Source organism: Pseudactinotalea suaedae (assembly GCF_009733815.1).
GTDB lineage: Bacteria > Actinomycetota > Actinomycetes > Actinomycetales > Beutenbergiaceae > Pseudactinotalea > Pseudactinotalea suaedae.
Genome location: NZ_WNXY01000007.1, coordinates 115,389 through 140,144, shown reverse-complemented (window position 1 = coordinate 140,144; position 24,756 = coordinate 115,389). Strand labels below are relative to the sequence as shown.

At 71.1% G+C, this 24,756-nt stretch carries 25 protein-coding genes; 17 read left to right on the top strand and 8 right to left on the bottom strand.

Annotated elements, in window-relative coordinates:
* Positions 1-5 precede the first annotated feature (5 nt).
* Positions 6-680, bottom strand: coding sequence for a GntR family transcriptional regulator (locus tag GPA04_RS12295; protein ID WP_156224442.1), 675 nt, complete (start codon positions 678-680; stop codon positions 6-8).
* 27 nt (positions 681-707) lie between these two features.
* Positions 708-1,586, bottom strand: coding sequence for an NAD(P)-dependent oxidoreductase (locus GPA04_RS12290; RefSeq protein WP_156224440.1), 879 nt, complete (start codon positions 1,584-1,586; stop codon positions 708-710).
* A 99-nt stretch (positions 1,587-1,685) separates the two neighbouring features.
* On the opposite strand from GPA04_RS12290, the gene GPA04_RS12285 reads away from it, so the two are divergent.
* Positions 1,686-2,366, top strand: coding sequence for a GntR family transcriptional regulator (locus GPA04_RS12285; protein WP_162458598.1), 681 nt, complete (start codon positions 1,686-1,688; stop codon positions 2,364-2,366).
* Here GPA04_RS12285 and GPA04_RS12280 read toward each other — a convergent pair.
* Both GPA04_RS12280 and GPA04_RS12275 read right to left on the bottom strand, forming a co-directional pair.
* Positions 2,343-3,509, bottom strand: a complete 1,167-nt coding sequence (locus tag GPA04_RS12280) for a glycerate kinase (protein WP_162458597.1) — start codon at positions 3,507-3,509, stop codon at positions 2,343-2,345. The two genes, GPA04_RS12285 and GPA04_RS12280, sit on opposite strands and share 24 nt — an antisense overlap.
* Positions 3,506-4,318: a hydroxypyruvate isomerase family protein gene (locus tag GPA04_RS12275; RefSeq protein ID WP_156224434.1), complete on the bottom strand. Its 813-nt coding sequence runs from the start codon at positions 4,316-4,318 to the stop codon at positions 3,506-3,508. Before GPA04_RS12275 ends, GPA04_RS12280 begins: the two co-directional genes overlap by 4 nt.
* Before the next feature lie 185 nt (positions 4,319-4,503).
* Here GPA04_RS12275 and GPA04_RS12270 point away from each other — a divergent pair, with 185 nt between their 5' ends.
* The 6 genes from GPA04_RS12270 (at position 4,504) to GPA04_RS12245 (ending at position 11,241) form a co-directional block, all read left to right on the top strand.
* Positions 4,504-5,856 carry an ABC transporter substrate-binding protein gene (locus GPA04_RS12270; protein WP_156224432.1) on the top strand — a complete coding sequence of 451 codons (1,353 nt, stop codon included), beginning with the start codon at positions 4,504-4,506 and terminating at the stop codon, positions 5,854-5,856.
* Positions 5,857-5,894: 38 nt separating this feature from the next.
* Entirely contained in the window at positions 5,895-7,208 is a 1,314-nt protein-coding gene (locus tag GPA04_RS12265; RefSeq protein ID WP_156224430.1) for an alpha-amylase family protein, read from the top strand.
* Positions 7,209-7,307: 99 nt separating this feature from the next.
* Complete coding sequence (locus GPA04_RS12260; RefSeq protein WP_156224654.1) at positions 7,308-8,207, top strand: carbohydrate ABC transporter permease; 900 nt, start codon at positions 7,308-7,310, stop codon at positions 8,205-8,207.
* Positions 8,197-9,105 (top strand): carbohydrate ABC transporter permease, encoded by a 909-nt coding sequence (locus GPA04_RS12255; RefSeq protein WP_162458596.1) that lies wholly within the window; start codon positions 8,197-8,199, stop codon positions 9,103-9,105. Before GPA04_RS12260 ends, GPA04_RS12255 begins: the two co-directional genes overlap by 11 nt.
* 26 nt (positions 9,106-9,131) lie before the next feature.
* Positions 9,132-10,307, top strand: a complete 1,176-nt coding sequence (locus GPA04_RS12250) for an enolase C-terminal domain-like protein (RefSeq protein ID WP_156224429.1) — start codon at positions 9,132-9,134, stop codon at positions 10,305-10,307.
* A complete protein-coding gene (locus tag GPA04_RS12245; RefSeq protein WP_156224428.1) occupies positions 10,300-11,241 on the top strand; it encodes a D-2-hydroxyacid dehydrogenase in 942 nt (313 codons plus the stop codon). Before GPA04_RS12250 ends, GPA04_RS12245 begins: the two co-directional genes overlap by 8 nt.
* A 33-nt stretch (positions 11,242-11,274) precedes the next feature.
* Here GPA04_RS12245 and GPA04_RS12240 read toward each other — a convergent pair whose 3' ends face one another.
* Positions 11,275-12,834 carry an outer membrane protein assembly factor BamB family protein gene (locus tag GPA04_RS12240; protein ID WP_156224427.1) on the bottom strand — a complete coding sequence of 520 codons (1,560 nt, stop codon included), beginning with the start codon at positions 12,832-12,834 and terminating at the stop codon, positions 11,275-11,277.
* A 78-nt stretch (positions 12,835-12,912) separates the two neighbouring features.
* Between GPA04_RS12240 and GPA04_RS12235 the strand changes: the two genes are divergently transcribed.
* Positions 12,913-14,091 (top strand): cysteine desulfurase family protein, encoded by a 1,179-nt coding sequence (locus GPA04_RS12235; protein WP_156224426.1) that lies wholly within the window; start codon positions 12,913-12,915, stop codon positions 14,089-14,091.
* A complete protein-coding gene (mnmA, locus tag GPA04_RS12230) occupies positions 14,088-15,230 on the top strand; it encodes a tRNA 2-thiouridine(34) synthase MnmA (protein ID WP_156224425.1) in 1,143 nt (380 codons plus the stop codon). Before GPA04_RS12235 ends, mnmA begins: the two co-directional genes overlap by 4 nt.
* A gap of 216 nt (positions 15,231-15,446) precedes the next feature.
* Here mnmA and GPA04_RS12225 read toward each other — a convergent pair whose 3' ends face one another.
* Both GPA04_RS12225 and GPA04_RS12220 read right to left on the bottom strand, forming a co-directional pair.
* Positions 15,447-15,902, bottom strand: a complete 456-nt coding sequence (locus GPA04_RS12225; protein ID WP_156224424.1) for a hypothetical protein — start codon at positions 15,900-15,902, stop codon at positions 15,447-15,449.
* Entirely contained in the window at positions 15,899-16,408 is a 510-nt protein-coding gene (locus tag GPA04_RS12220) for a hypothetical protein (protein ID WP_156224423.1), read from the bottom strand. Before GPA04_RS12220 ends, GPA04_RS12225 begins: the two co-directional genes overlap by 4 nt.
* Before the next feature lie 70 nt (positions 16,409-16,478).
* Here GPA04_RS12220 and ligA point away from each other — a divergent pair, with 70 nt between their 5' ends.
* The 8 genes from ligA to GPA04_RS12180 all read left to right on the top strand — a co-directional run bounded on the left by ligA (position 16,479) and on the right by GPA04_RS12180 (position 24,346).
* Entirely contained in the window at positions 16,479-18,758 is a 2,280-nt protein-coding gene (gene ligA / locus GPA04_RS12215) for an NAD-dependent DNA ligase LigA (RefSeq protein WP_156224422.1), read from the top strand.
* A 548-nt stretch (positions 18,759-19,306) separates the two neighbouring features.
* Positions 19,307-19,717 (top strand): hypothetical protein, encoded by a 411-nt coding sequence (locus GPA04_RS12210; RefSeq protein ID WP_156224421.1) that lies wholly within the window; start codon positions 19,307-19,309, stop codon positions 19,715-19,717.
* Positions 19,718-19,903: 186 nt separating this feature from the next.
* Positions 19,904-20,620, top strand: coding sequence for a class E sortase (locus GPA04_RS12205; protein ID WP_156224419.1), 717 nt, complete (start codon positions 19,904-19,906; stop codon positions 20,618-20,620).
* A 131-nt stretch (positions 20,621-20,751) separates the two neighbouring features.
* Positions 20,752-21,441 carry a ferritin-like domain-containing protein gene (locus GPA04_RS12200; protein ID WP_156224653.1) on the top strand — a complete coding sequence of 230 codons (690 nt, stop codon included), beginning with the start codon at positions 20,752-20,754 and terminating at the stop codon, positions 21,439-21,441.
* Positions 21,442-21,453: 12 nt separating this feature from the next.
* A complete protein-coding gene (locus GPA04_RS12195) occupies positions 21,454-22,065 on the top strand; it encodes a ferritin-like domain-containing protein (protein WP_156224417.1) in 612 nt (203 codons plus the stop codon).
* A 78-nt stretch (positions 22,066-22,143) separates the two neighbouring features.
* Positions 22,144-22,878, top strand: a complete 735-nt coding sequence (locus tag GPA04_RS12190) for a 5-oxoprolinase subunit PxpA (RefSeq protein WP_241680761.1) — start codon at positions 22,144-22,146, stop codon at positions 22,876-22,878.
* Positions 22,875-23,483, top strand: coding sequence for a 5-oxoprolinase subunit B family protein (locus GPA04_RS12185; protein WP_156224415.1), 609 nt, complete (start codon positions 22,875-22,877; stop codon positions 23,481-23,483). Before GPA04_RS12190 ends, GPA04_RS12185 begins: the two co-directional genes overlap by 4 nt.
* Entirely contained in the window at positions 23,480-24,346 is an 867-nt protein-coding gene (locus tag GPA04_RS12180) for a 5-oxoprolinase subunit C family protein (RefSeq protein ID WP_156224413.1), read from the top strand. The genes GPA04_RS12185 and GPA04_RS12180 overlap by 4 nt, the downstream gene beginning before the upstream one ends.
* Here GPA04_RS12180 and GPA04_RS12175 read toward each other — a convergent pair.
* The gene (locus tag GPA04_RS12175) at positions 24,316-24,702 is read right to left on the bottom strand and encodes a hypothetical protein (RefSeq protein WP_156224412.1); all 387 of its coding nucleotides are present in this window, start codon (positions 24,700-24,702) and stop codon (positions 24,316-24,318) included. The genes GPA04_RS12180 and GPA04_RS12175 overlap by 31 nt on opposite strands.
* Positions 24,703-24,756 lie beyond the last annotated feature (54 nt).

Sequence of the window (24,756 nt, the reverse complement as noted above, 5' to 3'; positions counted from 1 at the left end):
GGGCCTCAGGCCTGCTCGTGGGAAGCGCGCTCGACCTGGGCCACCAGGCGTTCCCGTGCGTGATCGAGGTGCGCCGTCAGCGCCTCGGCGGCCTCCTCGCGCGAGCCGTGCGAGATGGCCTCCATGATGCGGGCGTGCTCGGCGACCACCGTGCCCGGGTTGGTGCTGCGGTGTGCCTGGAACTGGCCCATCGTCAGATGGATCTCACCCATGATGAGCCCGTGCATCTTGGCGAGGCGGCTGCTGCCTGCGGCCGTGACGAGAGCGCTGTGGAATGCGATGTCGGCCGCGACCTGGTCGGGGAAGCTCAGCCGCTCGGCGGCGAGCTCGATCGCTCCTTGCGCGTGCACGGCATCGTCGGGGACCCGGGCCTGCGCCACCAGCCGGGTCACGGCCGCCAGCTCGACAGCCTCACGGGCGATGAACAGATCGACGAGCTCATCGGCGTCGAACACCGGGACGACGGCCGTCTTGTGCGCCGTGCGCCGCAGCAGACCCTCGGCGGTCAACCGCTCCAGGCACGCCTTCGCGGTGGGACGGGCGACCGAGTACTCGGTGGAGACCCGCGCCTCGGTGAGCCGCTCACCGCCCTTGATCTCGCCGTTGATGATCCGCATCCGGAGGGCGTTGTAGAGCGCGTCCGTCAGCGACGACGGTGTCAGCGCATACTCCCCGGCCATGTGACGACAGCATAGGGTCGCGCTCTCTCAGTCGCGGTTGTTCAGCTGCCGGGCCATCGCCAGCAGCGCGGAGTGGTCGCTGCCGCCGTAGCCGTTGGCCTTCGCGGCCCGCATCAGCTGCGTGACGACGGCCGTCATCGGCAGCGCCACCTCGGAGCTCTCGGCCGTGGCGCCGACGATCCTCAGGTCCTTGTCGTGCAGATCGATCCGGAAGCCGGGGGCGTAGGCGCCCTCGAGAAAGGCCTGCCGCTTCCGGTTCAGCACGGTGGAACCGGCGAGCCCGCCCGCGATCGCCTCCAGAGATGCGGTCAGGTCGGCGCCGTTCGCCTCCAGCAGCACGATCGCCTCGGCGACCGCCTGGATGTTGGCGGCTACGATGAGCTGGTTGGCGGCTTTCGTGAGCTGACCCGCACCAGGCCCGCCGACATGGGTGATGGTGCTGCCGAGCGCCTCCAGCACCGGCCTGACGTGCGCCAGCGTCTCGGCGCTGCCCCCGACCATGATGCTCAGCTCGCCGGCGACGGCGGCCGGCTCGCCACCGCTGACCGGGGCATCGAGCGCCGGTACGTCTCGTGCGTCGAGCGTGGCGTGGATCCGCTGCGCGACGTCGGGCCGGATCGTGCTCATGTCGATGTAGACCTGGCCCGCGCGCATCGTCTGGCCCAGACCGCCGTCGTCGAGGACCACCTCGGTCACGTCGGGGGAGTCCGGCAGCATCGTGATCACGATGTCAGCGTCCTGCGCTGCTTCGGTCACGCTGGCTGCGGTCTCCGCGCCGGCCTCCTCGATCCGGGTGCGGGAGGCCTCGGACCTGCCGTAGGCGCGGACGCGATGACCGCCCCCCACCAGGTTCGCGATCATGGGCGCTCCCATGATCCCGGGGCCGATGAATCCGATGGTGGTCATCGTTGTCGCTCCTCTGCGTGGCACTTGCCGCTATCCTGCCATACAAGTTGGCTAGTCAGTCATAGCCGGTCACGATCATGCAGGGTGAGGAGGGGTGGGATGGCACCGGACGGTTCACGGCTCACCGCTGTCTCGCTGGTGGACGCGGTGGCGGAATCGCTCAGGCGCGATGTCATCACGCAGCAGATCGCCCCGGGAGCGGTGCTGACCGAGCAGTTCGTCGCCGACCGGTTCTCGGTGGCCCGGACCACGGCCAAGGCCGCCGTCGAACGCCTGGTCGCCGACGGCTTCCTGCAGCGCACGATGCACCGCAGCGCACGGACACCGATCCTGACGGCCGACGACATCGCCGATCTCTACGACAGCCGGATCCTGCTGGAGGTCGAGGCGTTGCGCAGGGTCGCGGCCACCGGGTCGGTCCCGGTGCTCGCCGAGCGTCACGCGCTCGAGCTGATGATGCTCGCGAACCGGGGCGACCACGACGGCATGGCCGGCTCCGACGTGGGTATGCACCGAGCCCTCGTGGAGGCGGCCGGCAGCCCGCGGCTGACCCGGATGCACGCCACGCTCATGGGGGAGGCGCACATCTGCATGGTGCAGGTGCAGGAGCGCAACCTGCTGCACGCTCGCTCGATCGACAGCGAGCACCACCTGATCCTGGAGGCGATCGGCGCCGGCGACGTCGAGCGGGCCGGCGAGGCCGTCCGCGCGCACCTCGTGCGCGCCCGGGACCAGCTGCTGCGACGCCACGAGAAGCTAGCGAACGAGCCGAGCGCCTAGCGGAACAGCCGCCTCGTTCGCGTGAAAGTGGGCGCCGAGGTGCCTGCCCACGTGCTCCAGCCAGCGCGGGGCGTTCTGGATGCTCGATGACTCGTCGTCGGCGTGGTCGGTCAGTGCGACGTGGTCGACGAAACCCAGGCCGGCCACCTCGTCCTGAGTGAGACCGCTGCGGCCCACGACCGCCCAGCACGGGACACCGGCAGCCCGGGCGTAGCGCAGCACGCCCATCGGTGCCTTGCCCGACGTGGTCTGGGAGTCCATCGATCCCTCGCCGGTGATGACGACATCCGCCCAGGCGACGGCGTCCGCCAGGCCGCTGAGCGCGGCGAAGGTGTCGATACCGTCGATCAGCTCGGCTCCCAGCGCCGCCGCGAGCCCGAAGGCCAGACCGCCGGCGGCCCCGCCGCGGGGGATCTCGCGCAACCAGCGACCGGCCGCCGGTTCCAGCACGTCGGCCCAGGTGCTCAGGGCTTGCTCGATCGTCGCGACGTCCGCGGGGGTCGCGCCCTTCTGCGGGCCGAACACGGCGGCCGCGCCGTGGGGGCCGAGCAGGGGGCTGGTGACATCGGTCGCGACCTGCACGCGGGTTCCGCCGACCGTCAATCCGGTGAGATCGACGGCGGTGAGGTGCAGCAGCGTCTGCGGACCGTAGCCGTGCAGCCCAGGATCGACGCTCGCGTGCACCAGCATCCCGAGCGCGGCGAGGGCGCCGGCGCCACCATCGCTCGTGGCGCTGCCGCCGGCACCGATCACGATGCGTTCCGGCCGGTGCTGCAGCGCCGCCCGGATGAGCATCCCCAGCCCGACGGTGTCGGCACGCAGCGGCGCGAGCTCGGCGGAACCGAGCATCGCCAGACCGCTGCTGGTGGCCATCTCGATCACGGCGCTCCCGTGACCGAGTGCGAAGACTGCTTCGGCAGGCCGTCCGAGCGGGTCGGTGACCGCCGCGGTGTGCAGGGTGAAACCGTGCGGTACCAGCTCGGTGCAGAACCCGTCGCCGCCGTCGGAGACCGGGTGCAGACGGATCTCGGCCGTGGGGAGCGCGGCGCTCAGCCCGCGGCCCAGGTGCCGTGCGACGTCGCCGGCTCCCAGGCAGCCCTTGTACTTGTCGACGGCGACCAGGATCCGGAGCCGGTCGCTCACGCCTGGTGCTCGATCCAGCCGAGGGTCTCCTCTGTCCGCCGGGTCGGCTTGTACTCGCAGGCAACCAGGCCGCGATAGCCCGCTGCTGCCAGCGCGCGGAGGGCATCGTCGATCGGCAGCCCGCCCGAGCCCGGCTCCCCACGCCCGGGGGAGTCGGCCACCTGGACGTGCGCGATGTGGTTCGCGGACGGACTCGCCTCGGCGACGATGTCGAGGCCGTTCGAGCCGATGTGGAACAGGTCGTAGAGCAGGCCGACGTTGTCGATCTCGGCCAGTGGCCCCTCGAGCAGGTCGACGATCTGGCTCGGGGTGGTCAGCGGGTAGCTGCCGTTGAGACCGATGGCGAGCGGTTCGAGCAGCACCGTGCCTCCGACCTCGGCGACCGCCTCGGCCGCCTGGCGGATCGAGCGGACGGCGTGGGCGTCCTGCTCGTCCGGGGTCCAGCGCTCGTCCCGGACGCCGTAGAGCAGGTTGAAGAAGCGACAACCCGTCGCCTGTGCGATGCGCAGGAGCGTCCTGGTGCTCACCGCGAGCTCGTCGACCCGGTCCGGAAGGCTGGCGACACCTCGCTCCCCGGCACCCATGTCGCCCGCGTAGAAGTTGAGCCCGGCGAGCGTGACCCCGGCGCCCTGGACAGCCGCGAGCAGCGCATCGACCTCGGCGTCGCCGGGGTCGGGTGCGGCGAACGGCCACCACATCTCGACGTGCTCGAAGCCGGCGGCGGCAGCCGCCGCGGGTCTGTCGAGCAGGGGGTGCTCGGTGAACAGCAGCGAGAGGTTGGCGCTGTAGGTGAACCGTGTGTCGCGCATCGCGAACCCTTCCGTGAACGATCTCAGGTTGTCCGTCGGGCCATCTTGACAGACAAGTAAACCGGGTACAGGATATTCGACGTCAGAGTCGACCGGGTCCAGCTACTCCACCGCGACGTCGCGGTTCATGACCGGCACCGACGCCGACGCCACCGATCTCCTCCCCACTCACGAAAGGTGACATCGTGGCAACTCAGATCGCACAGCTGTCGCGCCGCGGCCTGCTTCGGCTCGGTGCAGCCGCAGGGACCGCGGGCCTCGCAGCAACCGCTCTCGCAGGATGCGGGTCCGGAGGTAGCAGCGGCAACGGCAACGGTGGCGGTGGAGGTGGCGGCGGCAAGGCCAGTCTCCGATTCGTCTTCTGGGGCGCGGACGACCGCGTGCGCAGGTTCCAGGAGGTCGCCGACCTCTACATGAGCCAGAACCCCGACACCGAGATCCTGGTCGAGTTCGGCGAGATCGGCGCGCTCGAGACCCAGATGAGCGTCGCCATGTCGGCGGGCAACCTTCCCGACGTGTTCTGGGTGCACGGCAACCTGTTCCCGCAGATGGTCGCCGAGGGCCACGTCATGGACCTGACCGAGCACCTCGGCCAGGAGATCAAGAACGACGGCTTCTCGGAGTCCGTGCTGGTCAGCGGCAACTACGACGGCCGGCAGTTCTCGCTGCCGCATGGCCTGCAGTCTCCCTGCACCTTCGCCAAGGTCCCCGTGCTCGAGGAGCTCGGCATCCCGATCAAGACCTACCCGGAGTCCTACAGCTGGGAGGAGTACGCCGAGTACGCGGCGCTGGCCCACGAGCGCCTGGGGCCCGACTTCTACGGCACCGACGAGCCCACCTCCACGGGCTACTACGACCCGATGCGGGCCTGGGTCCGCCAGCGCGGTGAGGAGTTCTACAGCACCGACGGCGACATCGGCTTCACCGAGGCGACGCTCACCGAGTGGCTGCAGTACTGGGACGCTCTGCGTGCCAACGGCGGCGCCGTCCCGCCCGCCATCCACCGCGACGACGACCCCTTCTTCCAGGGGGCGCCCATGATCCGCAACCTGGCCGCCTTCCACCTGCGCAACTCGAACCAGATCGGCGAGCTGCAGAAGCTCTCGCCCGAGGAGCTGGTGCTGATGCCGTTGCCGGGCAGCGGTGGTGAGGGCACGGACAGCATCTTCATGTTCCCGAACAACCTGGCCGTGGCGGCGGACACCGCCTATCCCGAGCAGGCGTTGCACTTCGTCGACTTCCTGCTCAACGACCCCGAGCGTGCCGAGATCGTCGGCACCACGATCGGGAGCCCTCCGACGCAGGCGATGCGCGACGTCATCGCCCCCGGGCTCGACGCCGCCGAGAAGCAGTTCCTCGACTACATCGGCTTCGAGGTCGAGGCCGGCCCGCGCGCGATGCCGCCCAGCCCGCCCACCTCGGGTGCGTTCACGGGCGAGATGACCACGACCTTGGATGCCTGGGCCTTCGGCCAGACCAGCATCGAGGACGCCGTCGCCCACATCTTCGGACCCGCGCGCGACCTGCTCGCCGGCTGACCACGACCCCAACCACTCCGCCACGACCAAGGACACACATGCCGTTGAACGAGATTGCCGCCAGCCTGTACGCCTGGGACCTGCACGACGAGGGGGTGGACCACGCTCTCGACGTCCTGGCCAGCCGGGCCGAGGTGAACTCCGCCTACCTGGTGGGGTTGATGCACAAGGAGAAGCGGCCGCTGCACGCCCGCTTCTACCCGCACAACCCGGTCCGCAGGTACTACACGCCCGAGGACAGTCGCGCGTACTGGATCCCGGACCCGAGCAAGTACGGCCGGATCGCACCGATGACCTCCGACCGCGACTTCCTCAAGGGGACCGACTGGTTGCAGGTGCTGATCGACGGTGCCCGCGCCCGCGGCATGCGGACCGGGTGCGAGATCTCCCACACCGTGATCGATGCGGCCCTGGCGCGTGAGCAGTTCACCGACGTGCTCCAGCGCGACGTCTTCGGCAACATCGTGGGCGCGTTCGAGGCGGTCGAGGCACAGCGCGCGCTGCCCTGCCTCAACAACCCGGACGTCCGGGAGTACCTCGTGGGGCTGTTCACCGACCTCGCCTCCAACTACGACATCGACTACGTCCAGACGTGTCTGGTGATGTTCGGCGCAGGCCGCGACGACGGCGGGACGCACGCGTTCGGTCCGTCCGCATGGCAGCAGCTGCTCAGCGTCGCCACCGGCGGCTGCTTCTGCTCCGCGTGCCGCGACAAGGCACGCGCCGAGGGCCTGGACTGGGATGCCATCGTCGACGAGGTGGGCCACCTCGCCCGGCTCTCGAAGCGGATCGGTCTCGAAGAGCTGCACGAGCGCCAGCTGCTGGACGAGGCGAACTACACCGAGTCGACGCTGCTGATCGAGAACGACGCGTTCATGGCGTGGCTGCAGTTCCGCAAGCGTTCGATCACCGAGCTGTTCGCGACCGTGAAGCAGGCGCTGGCGAGCACCGGCCGTGACGTCGAGTTCCGCTACAACACCTACATGGCCTCGCCCGAGCGGGCCGGCCTGGACTTCAAGGCCGCCTTCGAGCACGTGGACTCCGTGCGCGAGTCGGACTACTCCGACCAGCTGGGAACGCCCGAGGGGGTCGCGACGAAGCGCGCGAAGCTCATGAAGTGCCGGCGGGCGCTGCGGGAGGACCAGAAGCTGATCGCCGCGCTCGGGGTGCGACCGAACGCGACCCCGGAGACCCTTCGCGGCAGCGTCAAGGCGGCGGTCGACAGCGGCTGCGACGGGCTGTCGCTCGGCCACTACGACGGCGCCACCATGGAGCGCCTCGACGCCGTGCGGGAGGGCATGCGCGAGTGGGAGGGCCAGGAACGTTACTGGCAGGTCCTGGCCGAGGACTGAGGAACCCGTGTATCGCCGTGACGATGCCTGCACGTGCCGCCTGCCGCGGGCACGTGCAGGCATCGAGGAAGGAGCGTCGTGAGCCTGTCACCGACACGGATGCGCCGGACAGCGCGGACGCAGCCGCGGGGCCGTCCGTCTCGGGCCGCCTACGTTTTCCTGCTGCCCTGGTTCATCGGCATCATCGGGATCACCGCGGTGCCGATGATCGCCTCCTTCTACCTCTCGTTCACGAGCTACCGGCTGGGCGGGACACCGTCCTGGATCGGGGCCGCGAACTACGAGCGGATGATCACCGACAGCTCGTTCCACGCCGCCTCGCTGGTGACCGCCAGGTACGTCTTCATCTCGGTCCCGCTGCAGCTGGTGTTCGCGCTGGCGATCGCCCTCGTGCTCAACAGGGGGGTGCGGGGACTGCCGCTGTACCGCTCGGTGTACTACCTGCCGTCCCTGCTGGGAGGCAGCGTCGCGGTCGCGGTGCTGTGGCGGCAGCTGTTCGCCACCGACGGGCTGGTTCCCGAGCTCGCCGGACGCTTCGGCATCCAGATGGGCTCATGGATCTCCGACCCCCAGCACGCGTTGTCGACGCTGATGATCCTCAACGTCTGGACCTTCGGGTCACCGATGGTGATCTTCCTCGCCGGGCTGCGCCAGATCCCGACCGAGCTGCTCGAGGCGGCAGCGGTCGACGGCGCGGGTCGCGTGCGGCGGTTCTTCTCGATCACCGTGCCGCTGCTCTCGCCCGTCATCTTCTTCAACTTGGTGCTGCAGCTGATCGGGTCGTTCCAGGCGTTCACGGGCGCCTACATCGTCTCCTCCGGGAGCGGTGGACCCGCGAACTCGACGCTTTTCTACACCCTGTACCTGTTCCAGGCGGGCTTCCAGAAGTTCGAGATGGGTTACGCGAGCGCGCTCGCCTGGGTGCTGTTCGCCGTCATCGGGTTCTTCACCGCGCTGAACTTCGTCGGCGCCAAGTATTGGGTCCACTATGAGAGCTGAGCTCGAGACCGACGCCGTCCGGACAACCACCGGTCCGGATCGATCGCGTCACCCGTCGCTGCTGCGCCAGGCGCTGGGATGGGCCGGGTCGTCGGGGTGGAAGCACCTGCTGCTGATCGGGTTCGGCCTGATCATGATCTACCCGTTGGTGTGGATGCTGACGCGGTCCTTCATCTCCAACGCCGACATCTTCAACCCGGACGCCTCGCCGTCCTTCACGCTGGAGAACTACCTCACCGGTTGGGGGTCGCTCCGGGTCACGTTCGGGCGCTTCATGCTGAACTCGATGGTCGTCGCGCTCGCCTGCATCGCGGGGAACCTGATCTCCTGCACGCTGGCGGCCTACGCTTTCGCGCGGCTGCAGTTCAGGCTGCGAGGCCCGCTCTTCGGCCTGATGATGTCGACGATCATGCTGCCGTTCCACGTCACGATCGTGCCGCAGTACATTATCTTCCATCAGCTCGGTCTGATCGACACCTACGTGCCGCTGATCCTCCCGAAGTTCCTGGCTGTCGAGGCCTTCTTCGTCTTCCTGATGGTGCAGTTCATGCGCGGCCTGCCGACGACGCTCGATGACGCGGCCGCCATCGACGGGTGCGGTCCGTTCCGGACCTTCTGGAGCGTGATCCTGCCGCTGTGCATGCCCGCGATCGGTGTGACGGCGGTGTTCACCTTCATATGGACGTGGAACGACTTCTTCACACCGCTGCTGTACCTGAACTCACCGGACATGTACACCGTGCCGATGGGGCTCAGCGCCTTCCAGGACTCCACCGGGCTGCGCAACTACGGCGCGCTGTTCGCGATGTCGGTCCTGTCGCTGGTGCCGGTGTTCTTCGTCTTCCTGTTCGCCCAGCGAACGCTTGTCCAAGGCATCGCCACGACCGGGCTCAAGTAGTCCTGGTCCCGCTAGGAAAGGACCACATGTCCACGATCACCGAGGTCGACGTCATCTCCTTCGACCACACGGTCGCCTACCGCTACGCGGCGTCAGGGGAGCAGCTCGGCGGCTCCCACCATCCGACCCGAACGACGCGGCGGTTCGGCGTCCGGATCCGGACCTCCGACGGCGTCGAAGGCTCCTACGTCACGCTCTGGAGCGCACCGCCGATGGCGGTCGGGCAGGTCGACGCCTGCGTCAAGACGATCCTGGGCAGGCCGCTCGCCCATCGTGAGCGGTTCTGGGACCAGGTGAACCGGAACCTGGCCAAGACCGACCGGATCGGCTACGGCGCGATCGACATCGCCCTGTGGGACGCGATGGGTCACTGCAGCGGGCAGCCGATCGCAGCCTTGCTGGGTCAGTTCCGCGAGCGACTTCCGGCCTATGTCTCGACGGTGGGCGGCGGTCACGGGCTCGGTGCGCTGGGGACGCCGGAGAGCTACCGCGACTACGCGGACGCCTGTGCGTCCGCCGGGATCCCGGGCTACAAGATCCACGGTCCAGGAACCGGCAAGGTCAAGGACGAGATCGCCGCACTGCAGGCAGCCGCCGAAGGGTCGGCCGGCCGCAGCGACGTGATGACCGACCCCGGCAAGGGACTACCCACGCTCGCCGACGCGCTGAAGCTGGGGGCGGCCTGCGACGAGGTGGGAGCCTTCTGGTGGGAGGACCCGATGCGGGACGACGCCCGGCTGGGTCACCAGATCCTCCGGCAGCGGGTGCGGACCCCGCTGCTGCTGACCGAGTTCGTCCGTGGCCTCGAGCAGCGGGTCGAGCTCGCGATCCAGGGGGCGACCGACTTCCTGCGTGCCGACCCCGAGCTCGACATGGGGATCACCGGTGTCATGAAGACCGCTCACGCCGCCGAGGCGATCGGCATCGACATGGAGGTGCACGCCTCGGGCCCGGCGCAGCGGCACTGCATGGCAGCGATACGGAACACGAACTACTACGAGCTCGGGCTGCTGGACCCAGCCTCGGGCAACCCGCTCCACCCCCACGTCTACGCCGGCGACGACTACGCCGAGGACCTGTCGGCCGTCGGAGAGGACGGGTGCGTCGCGGTGCCGACCGGGCCTGGTCTCGGTGTCACGTACGACTGGGACCGCATCCTGGCCTCCAACGCCGAGGTGAGGACGTACAAGAGCGATGGCTGACCTCGTCGTCATCGCCGCCGATCTCGACGACGAGGACGTGGCAGCCGCCGAGGTGGCGGCGGCCCCGTATCGCGTCCGCGTCGTCGGTCACGTCGACGACGCGGCCGAGGAGCTCGGGCAGGCACGGGGGATCGTCGGGCCCGTCGAGCCGCGGCACCTGGCGGCGGCCCGCGAGCTGGAGTGGGTGCACAGCTGGATCGCCGGCCCGGACACCCAGCTGCACGAGGCGATGCGGACCAGTCCCGTGGTGCTGACCAGCAGCGCAGGCAACGGCGGCGTGCCGCTGGCCGAGCACGCGATCATGATGATGCTGATGCTCGACCGGGACGCCGTGCGGTGGGTCGAGGCGCAGCGTGATCGGCGTTGGGACCGGCACGTGCACGGGGAGCTGTGGGGCCGGACCGTCGCGATCATCGGCCTGGGCAACGCCGGCGGGGACCTGGCGCGCAAGGCCAAGGCGTTCGGGATGCGCACGCTGGGGCTGCGCCGACGCGCCGGTGGAGTGGCAGGGGTGGACGAGATCTTCACCCACGACCGGCTCCACGAGATGCTCGCGCAGAGCGACTTCGTGGTGGTGACGACACCGAGGACGCCCGCCACCTTGGGCATGCTCGGTGCGGCCGAGTTCGCCGCCATGCCCTCCCACTGCTTCTACGTCTGCATCTCCCGCGGTGGCGTGGCGGACGACGACGCGCTGCTCGAGGCGCTCCGGTCGGGCGGCATCGCCGGCGCCGGCCTCGACGCCCACAGCATCGAGCCGCTGCCTCCTGACAGCCCGTTCTGGGACCTCCCGAACGTCATCGTGACCCCTCACAACGCAGCGACGACACCAGGGACGGCTCGCCGCGGCGTCGAGATCATGCTGGAGAACCTGCGCCGGTTCGCCCGCGGGCTGCCGTTGCTCAACGTCGTCGACAAGGAGCAGGGCTACTGAGGGCCGCCGCTCTGAGCTGACCGGGTGCGTGGCTCAGGGCATCTCGAGCAGGATGATGTCTGTGCTGGTCGTGGACACCAGGGCGTCGCCGACGCGGCTGAGGTCGCCGATGGTGGGGTGTTCCCACAGGACGCGCCCGGTGGCGAGGTCGAGCCCCAGGGCGTCGCCGGTGTCGACCACGGCGACATCGCCGATCTGCACGATGTCACCCACGTAGGTGTGGTCATGGGGCAGGGTCCACAGCAGGGTGCTGGTCTCGGGGTCGAGCGCGATCAGCGTGGAGTCGCCCACGACGAAGGTGGCGTCGGGCTCGGCGCTGACCGTGGGCGGCAGGATGATCCCGGTCCACATCCCGGGCTGCTGGTCGAACCGGTAGGTGGGGTCGCCGACGATCTGACCGGTCTGCTGGTCGAGCGCCACCACCTCGAACCTGTTGGTCGTGGGCTCGCCGAGGGCGACCAGGCGGGAGTCGGAGGCGTCCTCGGGGACCGCGGGGCGCAGGCCCGGGCTCGACCAGCTCAGCGAGCCGTCGAGGGCGTAGCGGTGCAGGTCCTCGCCCACCTGGCAGTAGTAGTGGTCGCCCATGGGGGTCGCGGCACGGCACTCGTGGACGAACGTCGCGCCCGTGCCGGGGTCGATGATCGCGACGCCCGGGGTGGACCAGAGCATGACGAGGCCGCCGTCGAGATCGCGCCAGCGGGGGCGTTCCAGGACGGGTGCGCCCGCCGAGTCGTACACGGAGGTGAACAACAGATCGGCGTTCTCGGTCGTCGCGACGTCGAAGCTCCACAGCAGCGTCCCGTCCGGCCCGAGACCGGACAGCTGAGCGTGCGGCGCCGGCTCGGCAGAGCCGATGACGACGAGGCCCTCGCCACCGGCGTGCACCGTCTGGACGTTCTCGAGCGTGGTCGCGGCCGTGGCCAGGTCAGCACCCGTCGTCGCGTCGATGCGGTGATAGACCCAGGTGTCACCGTCGAGCGCGAGACACAGCAGGGCGCCGTCGACCTGCTGGTCCGCGCAGACCACCCTGGCGAGCGGGCGATCCCAGAGCACCGCGCCGCTGGCGGGGTCGATCGCAGCGAGGCCGGAGGTGACGGAGTCACCCGTGGTCCAGGCGATCACCCAGGCGGTGTCTCCGGTGATCATCCGCGGCCCGGTGAACGCCCCGTCGGGGTTCCTGACGAACTCCGTGCTCCCTGACGGCGCGGAGCTGAGATCCGCCGGTGTCACGGACCAGGTCTGGGGCATGCCCGAGGTCGTGGTCCAGCCGCCGGTCGGGGCATCGTCGTCGTCGCTCCCCTCGGTCACCGAGGCGATCAGCGCGGCGCCCCCGAGCAGCACGACCACCGCCGCGGCCAGCAGGGCGGAGCGGGGACGACGGGGGGTGCGCGGCTGCGGCGGAATGGTCGGCGTGGAGGGCGACGGGATGGTCGGCGTGGAGCGCGGCGGTGGGGCCGGCGCCTCCTCGATCGCGCCGTACGGCGGTGGAGCCGAGCTCCTCGGGAGCGGCGCCTCCCTGTACCCCGCACCGACGTCGTCGTCGTCGGGGGTAGGGCCACCCGGCCGGAACCGGGCATCGTCGGGGCTGCTCATCACGGGCAGGGTAGCCACCGATGCCGGGCCGCAGCGCTCGCAGGCTCGCTGGACCACGCCCGCCTACACTCGTACGTCGTGACGGCGACCTACCTCGACCACGCGGCGACCACGCTCGTCCGCGACGAGGTGCTGGCCGCCTACGGCGAGGACCTGCGCAGGCTCGGCAACCCCTCCTCGGTCCACGGGCCGGGGCGGGAGGCGCGCCGCGTCCTCGAGGAGTCGCGGGAGTCGATCGCCGCCGACCTCGGCGCCCATCCGACCGAGGTGATCTTCACCGCAGGGGGGACCGAGGCGGACAACCTCGCCGTCGTCGGTACGTTCCACGCGGCGGTGGCTGGGACGGCGACCCGGCGGGCGGTGGCGATCTCCACCGTCGAGCACCCTGCGGTGCTCGATGCCGCGCACTGGCTCGGCTCGGCCCAGGGGGCCGAGGTGACCGAGCTCGGTGTCGACGAGCAGGGCGTGCTGGATCTCGACGCCCTGACGGCGTACCTCGCCGTGGCGGGGGAGCGCACCGCCGTCGTGGCGCTCATGTGGGCGAACAACGAGACCGGCGCCGTGCAGCCGATCCCGCAGGTCGCAGCGGCGTGCGCGGCTGCGGGGGTGCCGGTGCACAGCGACGCCGTGCAGGCCGTGGGCCACCTCCCGGTCGACTTCGCCGCGAGCGGGCTGACCACGCTCGCGCTGTCGGGCCACAAGCTGGGTGCCCCGGTCGGGACCGGTGCGCTGCTCGCTCGCCGCGACGCGGCCCTGCAGCCGGTGCTGCACGGCGGCGGCCAGGAGCGGGGCATCCGCTCCGGGACCCTCGATGCCGCCGGCGCCCGGGCGCTCGCGATCGCCGTCCGGATCGCGGTCGCCGAGCAGGCCGCCGAGCACGCGCGGCTGACGACCCTCCGGGACCGGCTGCAGGCGGGCGTGCTCGCGGCCGTCCCGGACGCGGTCGTGCGCTCCGCCGGTGCCGACCGGCTGCCCGGGCACCTGCTGATGACCTTCCCCGGCACCGACGCCGACGCGGTGCTGTTCGGGCTGGACGCCGCGGGCATCGCCGCGTCGTCGGGCTCGGCCTGCACGGCCGGCGTCACGCAGCCCTCGCACGTGCTCCTCGCGATGGGGGCGGACCAGCGCACGGCTCGCTCCGCCGTCCGGTTCACGCTCGGGTGGACCTCGACGGACGCGGACGTCGACCACGCGCTCGCGACCCTGCCGGCCGTGCTCGAGCGCGCCCGCGCCGCGGGTCGGGTGGGTGCGCGATGAAGGTGCTGGCCGCGCTCTCCGGCGGCGTCGACTCCGCGGTCGCGGCCGCACGGGCGGTCGACGCCGGGCACGAGGTCGTCGGCGTGCACATGGCGCTCTCGCGCAGCCGCGCCCAGCACCGCAACGGCTCGCGCGGCTGCTGCTCGATCGAGGACGCCTCCGACGCCCGCCGCGCGGCCGACGTGCTCGGCATCCCCTACTACGTCTGGGACCTCTCGGAGGAGTTCGAGGAGACCGTGGTCGCGGACTTCCTGTCCGAGTACGAGGCCGGTCGCACCCCCAACCCCTGCGTGCGCTGCAACGAGCACATCAAGTTCGCGGCGCTGCTGGACCGCGGTCTGGCGCTGGGGTTCGACGCCGTGTGCACCGGTCACTACGCCCGGATCGTCGAGCGCGCCGGGCCTGCTGGCACGGTGCGCGAGCTGCATCGCGCCGTCGACCTCGCCAAGGACCAGAGCTACGTGCTCGCGGTCATGGGACGTGCACGGCTCGAGCGCTCGATCTTCCCGCTCGGCGACGTCGCGTCCAAGGACGTGGTGCGCGCCGAGGCGGCCGCCCGCGGCCTGTCGGTCTCGGCCAAGCCCGACTCCTACGACATCTGCTTCGTGGCCGACGGCGACACGCGCGGCTTCCTGTCCGCTCGTCTGGGCGAGCGGCCGGGGGAGATCGTCGACACCTCGGGCGCCGTCGTCGGGTCCCACCGGGGTGCCTACGGCTTCACGGTCGGTCAGCGCAAGGGCCTCGGGATCCAGGTGCCGGCCGCCGACGGTGCGCCGCGCTACGTGCTCGAGACCGACCCGGCCGCGAACCGTGTCGTGGTGGGCCCGGCCGCGCTGCTGAGCGTCGACGAGATCGTCGGGGGCGACGTGGTCTGGCTCGGTGAGGACCCGTCGTCGCTGACCGACGTGACCGTGCAGGTGCGCGCGCACGGGGAGCCGGTCGCCGCCGATGTCGAGCTCGACGGCGGCGCTCTCCTCGCGCGGCTCGCCTCACCGTTGCGCGGCATCGCCGCCGGGCAGTCGATCGTGGTCTACCACGGCAGCCGGGTGCTCGGTCAGGCGAGCATCACCAGCGCCCGACGGGCTCGTAGCGGCGGCGTGGGCTGCTCCGGGGGTTCGCTCTCCCGGGCGCCGCGGTGAGTTAGCGCCCACGCGACCGCAGCGGCGGTGAGATAGCGCCCACCCGACCGCAGCGGCGGTGAGATAGCGCCCACGCGACGACCGCACGTGGGCGCTAACTCACCGCTCCCTGCGGGAGGTGGGCGCTAACTCACCGCTCCTCGCGGGCCGCACGGACCCAGCGGGTCGCCGCCGCTGACTGAGGTCGGGAGTCAGCCCGGCCCGCTCGTGCCACGCCTAGGGGAAGGGCAGGCCCAGCAGCGTGGTGCTGAACCACTGGGTCGCGAGCACGAGGGCCGCGACGCCCAGCACCAGGGCGACCAGCGAGCCGGACGCGCGCCGCTTCTTGGCCAGGCTGCCACCGATGGTGGCGAAGACGAGACCGAAGAACAGCACCGCGGCAGGCAGGAGCACCAGCTGGCTCGGCTCGGCCTCGCACACGGCCGCATCGAGGCGGCCCTCGAGGCACAGCGCGCGGCCGGCGAGGCCGGCGAGCCCCATCGCGGCCGCGAGGACCACGCTGCAGTAGCCGAGGAACGGTGCGAGGGCGCTGAGGGCGCCGGACCGGTAGCGGTTGGTGCGGATGCCGTCGATGTCGACCGGGACCATCGTGGAGACCTGCGTCTGGCTGCCGGTGTTCAGGCCAGGCATCGCCGGCTGCTGCTTCTGGCTGTACGGGTCGAAGACGCTCATGCCGCCGCTCCCAGGGACCACGCGACGGCGAGGGCGGCGAATCCCAGCAGGGCGTACAGGTAGCCGATGCCGCGACCCTGCTGACGTTCGACGCCGGCGCCGCGCGCCAGCGAGAACGCGGCGAGCACGGCGACGATCGGCAGCAGCAGCTGGGTGCGCGAGGCGTCGTTGACGACGCACTCCCACGCGCCGCCGCCGTCGAGGCAGGGTCCGACCGACCTACCCCAGTCCGCGACCCAGTCCCGGGCGACGAAGGCGGCGAACGCGATCGCGCCCACCACGAGCACGAAGGTGAGGAGACCGAGGCCGGGCACGTTTGACCGCTGAGCGGGTTGACCGCCCGCAGCGGCGGCGTCGGACTCACGGGTCATCGTGTTGACGACCGTCACGGGCTGGCCGGGGGGCATGGCGCCCGCCTGCAGGGTGGGAGGTGGTGCCCACGGTGTCGCCTGCTGGGGGTGGTTCTGGCCCTGCTGGCGGTTCTGGCCCTGCGCCGGCGGGGGCATCCACGGTGCTTGTCCGGGCGCGGCGGCCGGAGCTGGAGGCTCTCCTGCTCCCGGCCACCACGGCTGTGTCATGGGGACATCCCACCACAGCGGGCGAGCTGTCGGTGGTTCGCGACAGAATGAGCGCGTGAACGAGCGCACCGAAGCCGTGCCCGAGGTCGTCGATGTCGATGCTGCCGCGCGGTGGCAGCGACTGGCCGATGAGGTCCGCGACCATCAGTTCGCCTACTACGTCAAGGACGCCCCCACGGTCTCGGACGCCGAGTTCGACGCGCTCCTGGCCGAGCTGGAGGCGTTGGAGGAGGCGCATCCCGAGCTGCGCACGCCCGAGTCGCCTACCCAGCGGGTGGGTGGCACGTTCTCGACCGAGTTCGGCACCGTCGACCACGTGGAGCGCATGCTCTCCCTCGACAACGCCTTCAGCGTCGAGGAGATCGAGGCCTGGGCCGCGCGGGTGCAGCGCGAGGTCGGCAGCGGCACCCACTTCCTGTGCGAGCTGAAGATCGATGGCCTCGCGATCTCGCTGGTCTACGAGAAGGGCCGGCTGGTCCGCGGTGTCACCCGTGGCGACGGCCGCACGGGCGAGGACGTCACGCTCAACGTGCGCACGATCTCGACGATCCCGCAGCGGCTCACCGGTGACGACGTCCCCGACCTGCTGGAGGTGCGCGGCGAGGTCTTCTTCCCCGTCGTCGACTTCGAGGCTCTCAACGCCTCGCTGATCGACGCCGGCAAGGCGCCGTTCGCGAACCCCCGCAACACCGCGGCCGGGTCGCTGCGGCAGAAGGACCCTCGCGTGACGGCCTCGCGCAACCTGCGGATGTTCGCGCACGGCATCGGCGCGATGCGCTGGCCCGGCGGCTCGGTCCCGAGCACCGCGCACCTGTCCCGGCAGTCGGAGGTCTACGAGCTGCTCAGCGGCTGGGGGATCCCCACCTCGCCCTACAACCGGGTCGTCGACGATCTTGACGGCGTGCGGGAGATGATCGCCCACTACGGCGAGCACCGGCACGACCCGGAGCACGAGATCGATGGCATCGTCGTCAAGGTCGACGAGGTCGCCGCACAGCGTCAGCTCGGCACCACGTCCCGCGCACCCCGGTGGGCCCTGGCCTACAAGTACCCGCCGGAGGAGGTCAACACGACCCTCCTCGACATCCGGGTCAACGTCGGCCGCACCGGCCGGGTCACGCCGTACGGCGTGATGAAGCCCGTGGTCGTCGCAGGCTCGACGGTCGAGAACGCCACCCTCCACAACGCGAGCGAGGTCAAGCGCAAGGGGGTGCTGATCGGCGACACCGTGGTGCTGCGCAAGGCCGGTGACGTGATCCCGGAGATCGTGGGACCCGTCGTCGAGCTGCGCACCGGTGCCGAGCGCGAGTTCGTGATGCCCACCGAGTGCCCCTCGTGCGGGACCACGCTCGCGCCCGCGAAGGAGGGTGACGTCGACATCCGCTGCCCCAACGCTCGCGCGTGCCCCGCGCAGCTGCGGGAGCGGGTGTTCGCGCTGGCGGGCCGTGGCGCCTTCGACATCGAGGCGCTGGGCTGGGAGGCCGCGACAGCGCTGACCGATCCGGAGCACGGGCGCCCTGCCGATGCGCAGTCCGAGCCGCAGACGCCGGTGCTCGCCGATGAGGGCGGCCTGTTCGATCTCGTGCCCGAGGCGGTGCGGGATGTGCGGGTGTGGCGACGCAAGCGCGGCAAGGGCGCCGGTGAGGGCGAGATGGAGCTCCAGCCCTACTTCTGGACCGCGGGCAGTGCCAAGGTGCCCGCGCGTCCCACCACCACCACCGACGTGCTGTTCGCCGAGCTCGAGAAGGCGAAGTCCCAGCCGCTGTGGCGGGTGCTGGTCGCGCTCTCGATCCGCCATGTCGGACCGACGGCCGCGCGCGCCCTCGCGGCGCACTTCGGCTCGCTGGAGCGCATCCGTGCCGCCTCCGTCGAGGAGCTGAGTGCGGTCGACGGCGTGGGGCCCACCATCGCGGTCGCGCTCACGGAGTGGTTCACGGTGGACTGGCACCGCGACATCGTCGATCGCTGGGCCGCGGCCGGGGTCCGTATGGCCGACGAGCGTGACGAGTCGATCGAGCGCACGCTGGAGGGGGTCACGGTGGTGGTCACCGGCTCGCTGGAGAACTTCTCGCGCGATGGCGCCAAGGAGGCGATCCTGTCCCGTGGCGGGAAGGCCTCGGGCTCGGTGTCGAAGAAGACCGACTTCGTCGTCGTCGGACCCGGCGCCGGCTCCAAGGAGGCCAAGGCCCGCGAGCTCGGTCTGACGATCCTCGACGAGGAGGGTTTCCAGGCGCTGCTCGACGGTGGGCCGGCGGCGGTTGCGGACTCGTCTGGCTAGAGCGGTTGTGGTTGCGGGCGCGGCCGCCCGGGAGAGGTCTGCGCGGCGAGATCCATCCGCGCTCGTTCCTCGCGCTCCCGCCAGCCCCAGCCATCGCCGCGCAGACCTCTCCCGGCCGGCCGCTCGTGGTGAGCTCAGCCGGCGCTCCGACTCATGGATGCGAGCGGGGCAACCAAAGGCGCCGGATGACGTCGTCGTCGGCCTGATGCCGTTACAGAAGTATCTCGACGACCCGCAGATCGAGGAGATCTGGATCAATGAACTTGGAACATCTGCATCGCCCGCGCCGGTCGGTCGAAGCTGACCACGAGCTTCGCCGCCGCGCGATGCCGGGCCTTGGAACGGAAGGTCCGCAGCAGTGGCCGGCGGCGCCTCGCCTCCAAACCTGCGAGCCCGCCAGCGGAAGTTGCAGGCGCGCGGTTCTTGCCCTGTCGATTGCGCGTGCCACACGCGTGTGGAGGACACGGCAAAGAGGTCCGGCAGCCAGGACGACTCGGGACGAACGGGTTCATGACCAGGTTGCGCCATCGTCGGCGGATAATGGGGTGATGATCTCCGACGAGCTCGCCCGAGCCCTCCGCGACGCCGGCGTGCGGTGGGAGCCGACGTCCGGTGACCGGTTCCGCATCGACAAGCAGGCCCTGACCGACGAGACCTTCACCGTCTCCGAGATGGTGATCGAGGAGCACCGGCACGAGCAGGGAAACTTCTTCGGGTTCAACGGCACCACCGAGTGGGCGCTGGACTCGGTGCCCACGGCGGACACGCTCTGGCTGCCCCGCGAGGACCAGATGCGCGAGCTCCTCGGCGCCGCGTTCGTTTCCCTCAGCCGCGACGACGGCCAGTACCTGGTCACCGCGCAGGTCGAGGGCCACGAGCCGATCACGGGCCGTGCCGATGACGCTGCCGACGCCTACGCCCTCGCCCTCCTCGACCTTGTGGGCCTCGCCGTCTCCTGACGCCGGACCCCGGCTGACCGCACGGCGGTCGGCTGACCCCACCACGGCTCGCCGAGGGTGAGACCGGAGTAGCCGCCGTACCTGCGGGCACGACCCCCACTATCCCGCCAGTGACGCGCCGGACGGGCGCGCGATTGCGACACCGATCGCACCAATCCGACGCGACCGTGGCTCCGAATCAGGACCATGGGACAACCACGAGCGCGGCGACGCGCTTCGGGACCAGCCGGCGGGCGCGCCCCGATCGGCCGGCGCGTCGCGGCCGGGTTGGCCGCCGTCCTCGGCGCGACCGCGCTCGCCCTGGTCCCCGGGTGGGGCGTCGACGACCCGAGCACGCCGCTGGAACGCGTGCTCGGCGCGGCGGCCACCGCTGAGGACCAGCGACCGACGCTCGAGACCGTCCAGGACCTCGCGGCTCAGCTCAGCGACACCTCGGGCGACCAGCCGATCGACCCCGAGCGGGTCTCGTCCGTCGTCACCACCCCCGGCCCCTACCAGGTGCTCGGCCGGCTCCAGATCCCGGCGATCGACCTCGACGTCGAGGTCGGCAACGGCGTCGACCCGGACACCCTCGTCCGCGGTCCGGGGCACTGGACCGGCACCCCGATACCGGGTCAGCTGGGCAACGCCGTGGTGTCCGGTCACCGGACCACGCACACGGCGCCGTTCCGCGAGATCGACGAGCTGACCGAGGGCGACGAGGTCCGGATCACGACCCAGGCAGGTGTCTCGACGACGTACGTCGTCACCGAGGTCCTCGTGGTGCCGGTGGAGGACTACGCGAACGAGGTGCTCGCCCAACCCGAGGACGACGCGGTTCGCGGGCTGACGTTGTTCGCCTGCCACCCGGAGGGAAGCCTCACGCACCGCATCGTCGTCCACGCGGTAGCGCCACCCACCTGATCCTCCTTCGCCAGCAGCATCCGAGACGGAAGGAGTGTCCGGATCGAACGCAGGACCCCGCTGTCGTCGACCCTCGGGCCGGGAGTCACGCGGAGAGAGCACATCATCGACAGAAAGCAGGCGTGAGAACCATGCACGAGAACTACGAGCCCCTCGGGGTCGACCCTGGGCGGGCGGCGCGAGCGCGTCGGTCCAGCCAGCTGTTCGGTGGGAAGCCGGTGATGAAGTTCCGCACCGAGTCCACGCGCCGCACCTTCATCGCGGGCGCAGCGGCCGTCGGGGTGGGTGCGACGTTCGTCGCGCTCAACCGACGCGATCCGGTGGCCTTCGCCGACACCGCGAGCGACATCGACATCCTCAACTACGCCTTGACGTTGGAGTACCTGGAGGCGGAGTTCTACACGCAGGGCATCTCCGAGGGAGTCCTCACCGATGAGCGTGAGCTCGAGCTGGTGACCCCGATCCGCGATCACGAGCAGGGCCACGTCGATGGCATCACGCAGCTGATCACGGACCTCGGCGGTACGCCCGTCGAGTCACCGACCTTCATGTTCCCCGACGGCACCTTCACGGACCGCGACACGTTCCTCGAGACAGCATCGATGTTCGAGGAGCTCGGTGTGCAGGCCTACCACGGCCAGGTTGCGCTGATCACCGACGCCGAGATCCTCGGGACGGCTGCCGCCATCGCGGGCGTCGAGTCCCGGCACGCCGCGGTCGTCGCCGACCTCATGGGTGGCAACCCGTTCCCCGCGCCGTTCGAGGCCAACCTCCCGATGGCGGACGTCCTCGAGGCCGCCGGCCAGTTCATCGAGAGCTAAGGAGAGAGCACCGTGTACACACGCAAGAACCTCATCCGCGACGCCGGCCTGGCGATCCCAGGTGCCATCGCACTGACCATGCTCGGGTCGAAGTTCGCGTTCGCGGACGACGGCGACTTCGAGGGTCCGCTCGACGTGCTCAACTACGCGTTGACGCTGGAGTACCTCGAGGCGGAGTTCTACCGACAGGGCAACGAGGCGAACCTGCTCAGCGGCAAGGCCGCGGAGTACCTCGCCACGATCCAGACCGACGAAGAGACGCACGTGATGACCCTGCAGGACACCATCGCCGCACTGGGCGGCGACGCTGTGCCCGCACCGATGGTCGACTTCGGTGAGTCCTTCGCCAGCCAGGAGAGCTACCTCGAGACCGCCTACACCTTCGAGAACCTCGGTGTGCAGGCCTACCTGGGTGCGGCGCCGGCGCTGTTCGCCGAGAAGGAGCTGCTCACCGCGGCGGCCAGCATCTTCGGGGTCGAGGCGCGCCACGCCGCCATCATCGGCGTGCTGCAGAACAAGCCGGCCGAAGCCGGCGTCTACCAGGGAGCGCTCGAGACCGCACTGGCTCGCGCGGACGTCCTCGAGGCCGCCTCGCCGTTCATCGTCAGCGCGGAGACGCTCTGACTCCCGGGGGACCGGGATGCCGAGGCCGGTGCGACGAGATGTCGTGCCGGCCTCGGTCGCGCGGGCCAGAATGGCCGGGTGCAGATCGACCTCAACGCCGACCTCGGCGAGGGCATGGGTGACGACGCCGCGATGCTCGACGTCGTCACCAGCGCCAACGTCGCCTGCGGGGGCCACGCCGGGGACGCCGCCTCGATGCGTGCGGTCTGCCGCGCAGCCGTGGCACGCGGAGCGCGCATCGGTGCGCACCTGTCGTACCCCGACGTCGTCGGCTTCGGGCGCGTGGCGATGGACCTTCCTACGGAGGTGCTCATGGCCTCCCTGCGCGATCAGCTAGATCAGCTCACGACGGCGGCGCTCGCCGAGGGCGGTCGCGTCACCTTCGTCAAGCCTCACGGGGCGCTGTACCACCGCGTCGCTGGCGACCCGGAGGTCGCCGACCTCGTGGTGAGCGTCGCCCGACCGGCGGGGCTCGCCGTCGTCGGCCTGCCGGGCAGCGTGGTGCTCCGACGGGCGGCGGCGGCCGGGCTCGTCACGATCCCCGAGGCGTTCGCCGACCGCGGCTACCTGCCCGATGGTGGCCTCGTGCCGCGCGACCAGCCGGGTGCGGTGCTGCGGTACCCGGAGCTGGTGGCGTCGCGGATGGTGGGACTGGTCCGGGACGGGGCGGTAGCGGCCGTCGACGGCACCATGGTCGCCGTCACGGCCCGCAGCATCTGCGTGCACTCCGACACCCCCGGCGCTGTCGCGATCGCCCGTGCTGTCCGTGCGGGACTGGTGGCCGCCGGCGTGCAGATCGCCGCAGTGACATGACCCGCGTGCTGCCCTCCGGCGAGCGCGCCGCGCTGATCGAGGTCGACGACGCTGCCGCGGCGCACGCTCTGGCCGGTCACCTGCGCGAGCACGCTTCGGGGATCGCCGAGGAGATCGTCCCGGGTGCGCGCACCGTGCTCGTCGTGGCCCGGGATCCAGGGCTGCTGCCTGCGGTCCTGGAGGTCGTCGACTCGGCGCCGGCGGGCGCGGCGGCGACGGCCCCGGCGGCCGAGGTGGTCATCGAGGTCGACTACGACGGTGCCGACCTCGCCGACGTCGCTCGCCTGACGGGTCTCTCGGTCCACGAGGTGGTGCGACGCCACTGCGGGGCGCGCTACGTCGTCGAGTTCGTCGGCTTCGCGCCGGGGTTCGCCTACCTCGCCGGTCTCGACCCGGTGCTGCACGTGCCCCGACTGGGAAGTCCCCGCCCGAGCCTGCCGGCGGGGTCGGTCGCGATCGCGGGTCCCTACGCCGCGGTCTACCCGCGTTCCTCGCCGGGCGGGTGGCGGCTGCTCGGTCATACCGACGCCGTGCTGTTCGACCCCGACGCGGAGCCGCTGACACCGCTCGTCGCGGGCACCGTCGTGAGGTTCGAGCCCCGATGATCGAGGTGCTGGAGGTCGCCGGGTCCGCCTTGGTGCAGGACACCGGCCGACCGGGCCACTCACACCTGGGGGTCTCGCCCTCGGGTGCCGCTGACCGCGGTGCGCTCGTGGCGGGGAACCGCGCCGTGGGCAACCCGCCCGACGCGGCCGCGCTCGAGGTGATCGGCGCGTTCTCGGTGCGCGTGCATCGCGACCTGCTGGTCGCCGTCACCGGCGCCGCCGCACCGCTGATGCTCGACGGCGTCCCCACCGCCGCGCGCGTGCTCGCCGTCTCGTCCGGGACCGTGATCGCGCTCGGAACCCCGCGGTGGGGCCTGCGGACCTATCTCGTGGTCCGCGGCGGTCTCGACGTGCCGCCCGTGCTCGGCTCCAGGTCCACGGACGTGCTGTCGGGGCTGGGGCCGGCGCCGCTGGCGGTCGGTGACCGGCTGGCGACGCTGCCCGAGGAGGGCGACGTGCCCACCAGCGACGCGCATCCGCAGGAGGTGCACCCGACGCCGCTCGTGATGCTCGACGCCGCGATCGGCCCTCGCGCCGACTGGCTCGCCGAGGCCGACGAGCTGTACCGGCGGCCCTGGCGCGTCTCGACGCTCGCCGATCGCGTCGGGCTGCGGCTGGAGGGCGAGCCGTTGCGGCGTGCGATCACGCGTGAGCTGCCCTCGGAGGGTGTGGTGACCGGCTCGGTGCAGGTACCGCCGGGCGGGGCGCCGGTGATCCTCGGCCCCGACCACCCGGTGACCGGTGGTTACCCGGTGGTGGCCGTGCTGACCCCCTCGGCCTGCGACGCGGTCGCGCAGCTGCGGCCCGGGACGACCGTGCGGTTCAGGCGTGCTCAGCGGCCGGAGAGCCAGAAGAGGACGTAGCAGGCCACGCCGCCCAGTGCGAAGAGGTTGGTCATCCGGCGCGAGGTGTCGAGCGCCCACGTCACACCGACCGCGACGACGCAGAGCCACAGCGCCACGCCGGCGCCCTGGGTGACCAGCCCGCGCGGGCCGGTGTCGATACCGAGCGGGCGGATCGCGAACACGACGGCGAGGGCTGCGCCGAGCAGCGCGACGAGCACGCCGAGCGGGACCCGGAACCGCTCCGCGGCCCGCGAGAGCGGCCGCTGGCCGGGCGAGGTGACGCCGGAGTCCTCGGCTGACCGCGCGGGGTCCTCCTGAGCTGCCGGCGCAGCGGTCGGCTGCTCCTCGGGCTCGTGGTCGGGGCTGGCAGTCATGACCAGCATGGTAGGTCGCGCTCGGTGCGAAGCCCTGCGCGCCATCGGTGCCCG

Coding starts and splice junctions, on each gene's coding strand:
- GPA04_RS12250 (WP_156224429.1), top strand. CDS start 9,132: ATGTCCACGATCACCGAGGTCGACGTCATCTCCTTCGACCACACGGTC.
- mnmA (WP_156224425.1), top strand. CDS start 14,088: ATGAAGGTGCTGGCCGCGCTCTCCGGCGGCGTCGACTCCGCGGTCGCG.
- GPA04_RS12205 (WP_156224419.1), top strand. CDS start 19,904: ATGGGACAACCACGAGCGCGGCGACGCGCTTCGGGACCAGCCGGCGGG.
- GPA04_RS12245 (WP_156224428.1), top strand. CDS start 10,300: ATGGCTGACCTCGTCGTCATCGCCGCCGATCTCGACGACGAGGACGTG.
- GPA04_RS12210 (WP_156224421.1), top strand. CDS start 19,307: ATGATCTCCGACGAGCTCGCCCGAGCCCTCCGCGACGCCGGCGTGCGG.
- GPA04_RS12255 (WP_162458596.1), top strand. CDS start 8,197: ATGAGAGCTGAGCTCGAGACCGACGCCGTCCGGACAACCACCGGTCCG.
- ligA (WP_156224422.1), top strand. CDS start 16,479: ATGGGGACATCCCACCACAGCGGGCGAGCTGTCGGTGGTTCGCGACAG.
- GPA04_RS12225 (WP_156224424.1), bottom strand. CDS start 15,902: ATGAGCGTCTTCGACCCGTACAGCCAGAAGCAGCAGCCGGCGATGCCT.
- GPA04_RS12200 (WP_156224653.1), top strand. CDS start 20,752: ATGCACGAGAACTACGAGCCCCTCGGGGTCGACCCTGGGCGGGCGGCG.
- GPA04_RS12285 (WP_162458598.1), top strand. CDS start 1,686: ATGGCACCGGACGGTTCACGGCTCACCGCTGTCTCGCTGGTGGACGCG.
- GPA04_RS12295 (WP_156224442.1), bottom strand. CDS start 680: ATGGCCGGGGAGTATGCGCTGACACCGTCGTCGCTGACGGACGCGCTC.
- GPA04_RS12290 (WP_156224440.1), bottom strand. CDS start 1,586: ATGACCACCATCGGATTCATCGGCCCCGGGATCATGGGAGCGCCCATG.
- GPA04_RS12275 (WP_156224434.1), bottom strand. CDS start 4,318: ATGCGCGACACACGGTTCACCTACAGCGCCAACCTCTCGCTGCTGTTC.
- GPA04_RS12260 (WP_156224654.1), top strand. CDS start 7,308: ATGCGCCGGACAGCGCGGACGCAGCCGCGGGGCCGTCCGTCTCGGGCC.
- GPA04_RS12265 (WP_156224430.1), top strand. CDS start 5,895: ATGCCGTTGAACGAGATTGCCGCCAGCCTGTACGCCTGGGACCTGCAC.
- GPA04_RS12180 (WP_156224413.1), top strand. CDS start 23,480: ATGATCGAGGTGCTGGAGGTCGCCGGGTCCGCCTTGGTGCAGGACACC.
- GPA04_RS12220 (WP_156224423.1), bottom strand. CDS start 16,408: ATGCCCCCGCCGGCGCAGGGCCAGAACCGCCAGCAGGGCCAGAACCAC.
- GPA04_RS12175 (WP_156224412.1), bottom strand. CDS start 24,702: ATGACTGCCAGCCCCGACCACGAGCCCGAGGAGCAGCCGACCGCTGCG.
- GPA04_RS12185 (WP_156224415.1), top strand. CDS start 22,875: ATGACCCGCGTGCTGCCCTCCGGCGAGCGCGCCGCGCTGATCGAGGTC.
- GPA04_RS12240 (WP_156224427.1), bottom strand. CDS start 12,834: ATGAGCAGCCCCGACGATGCCCGGTTCCGGCCGGGTGGCCCTACCCCC.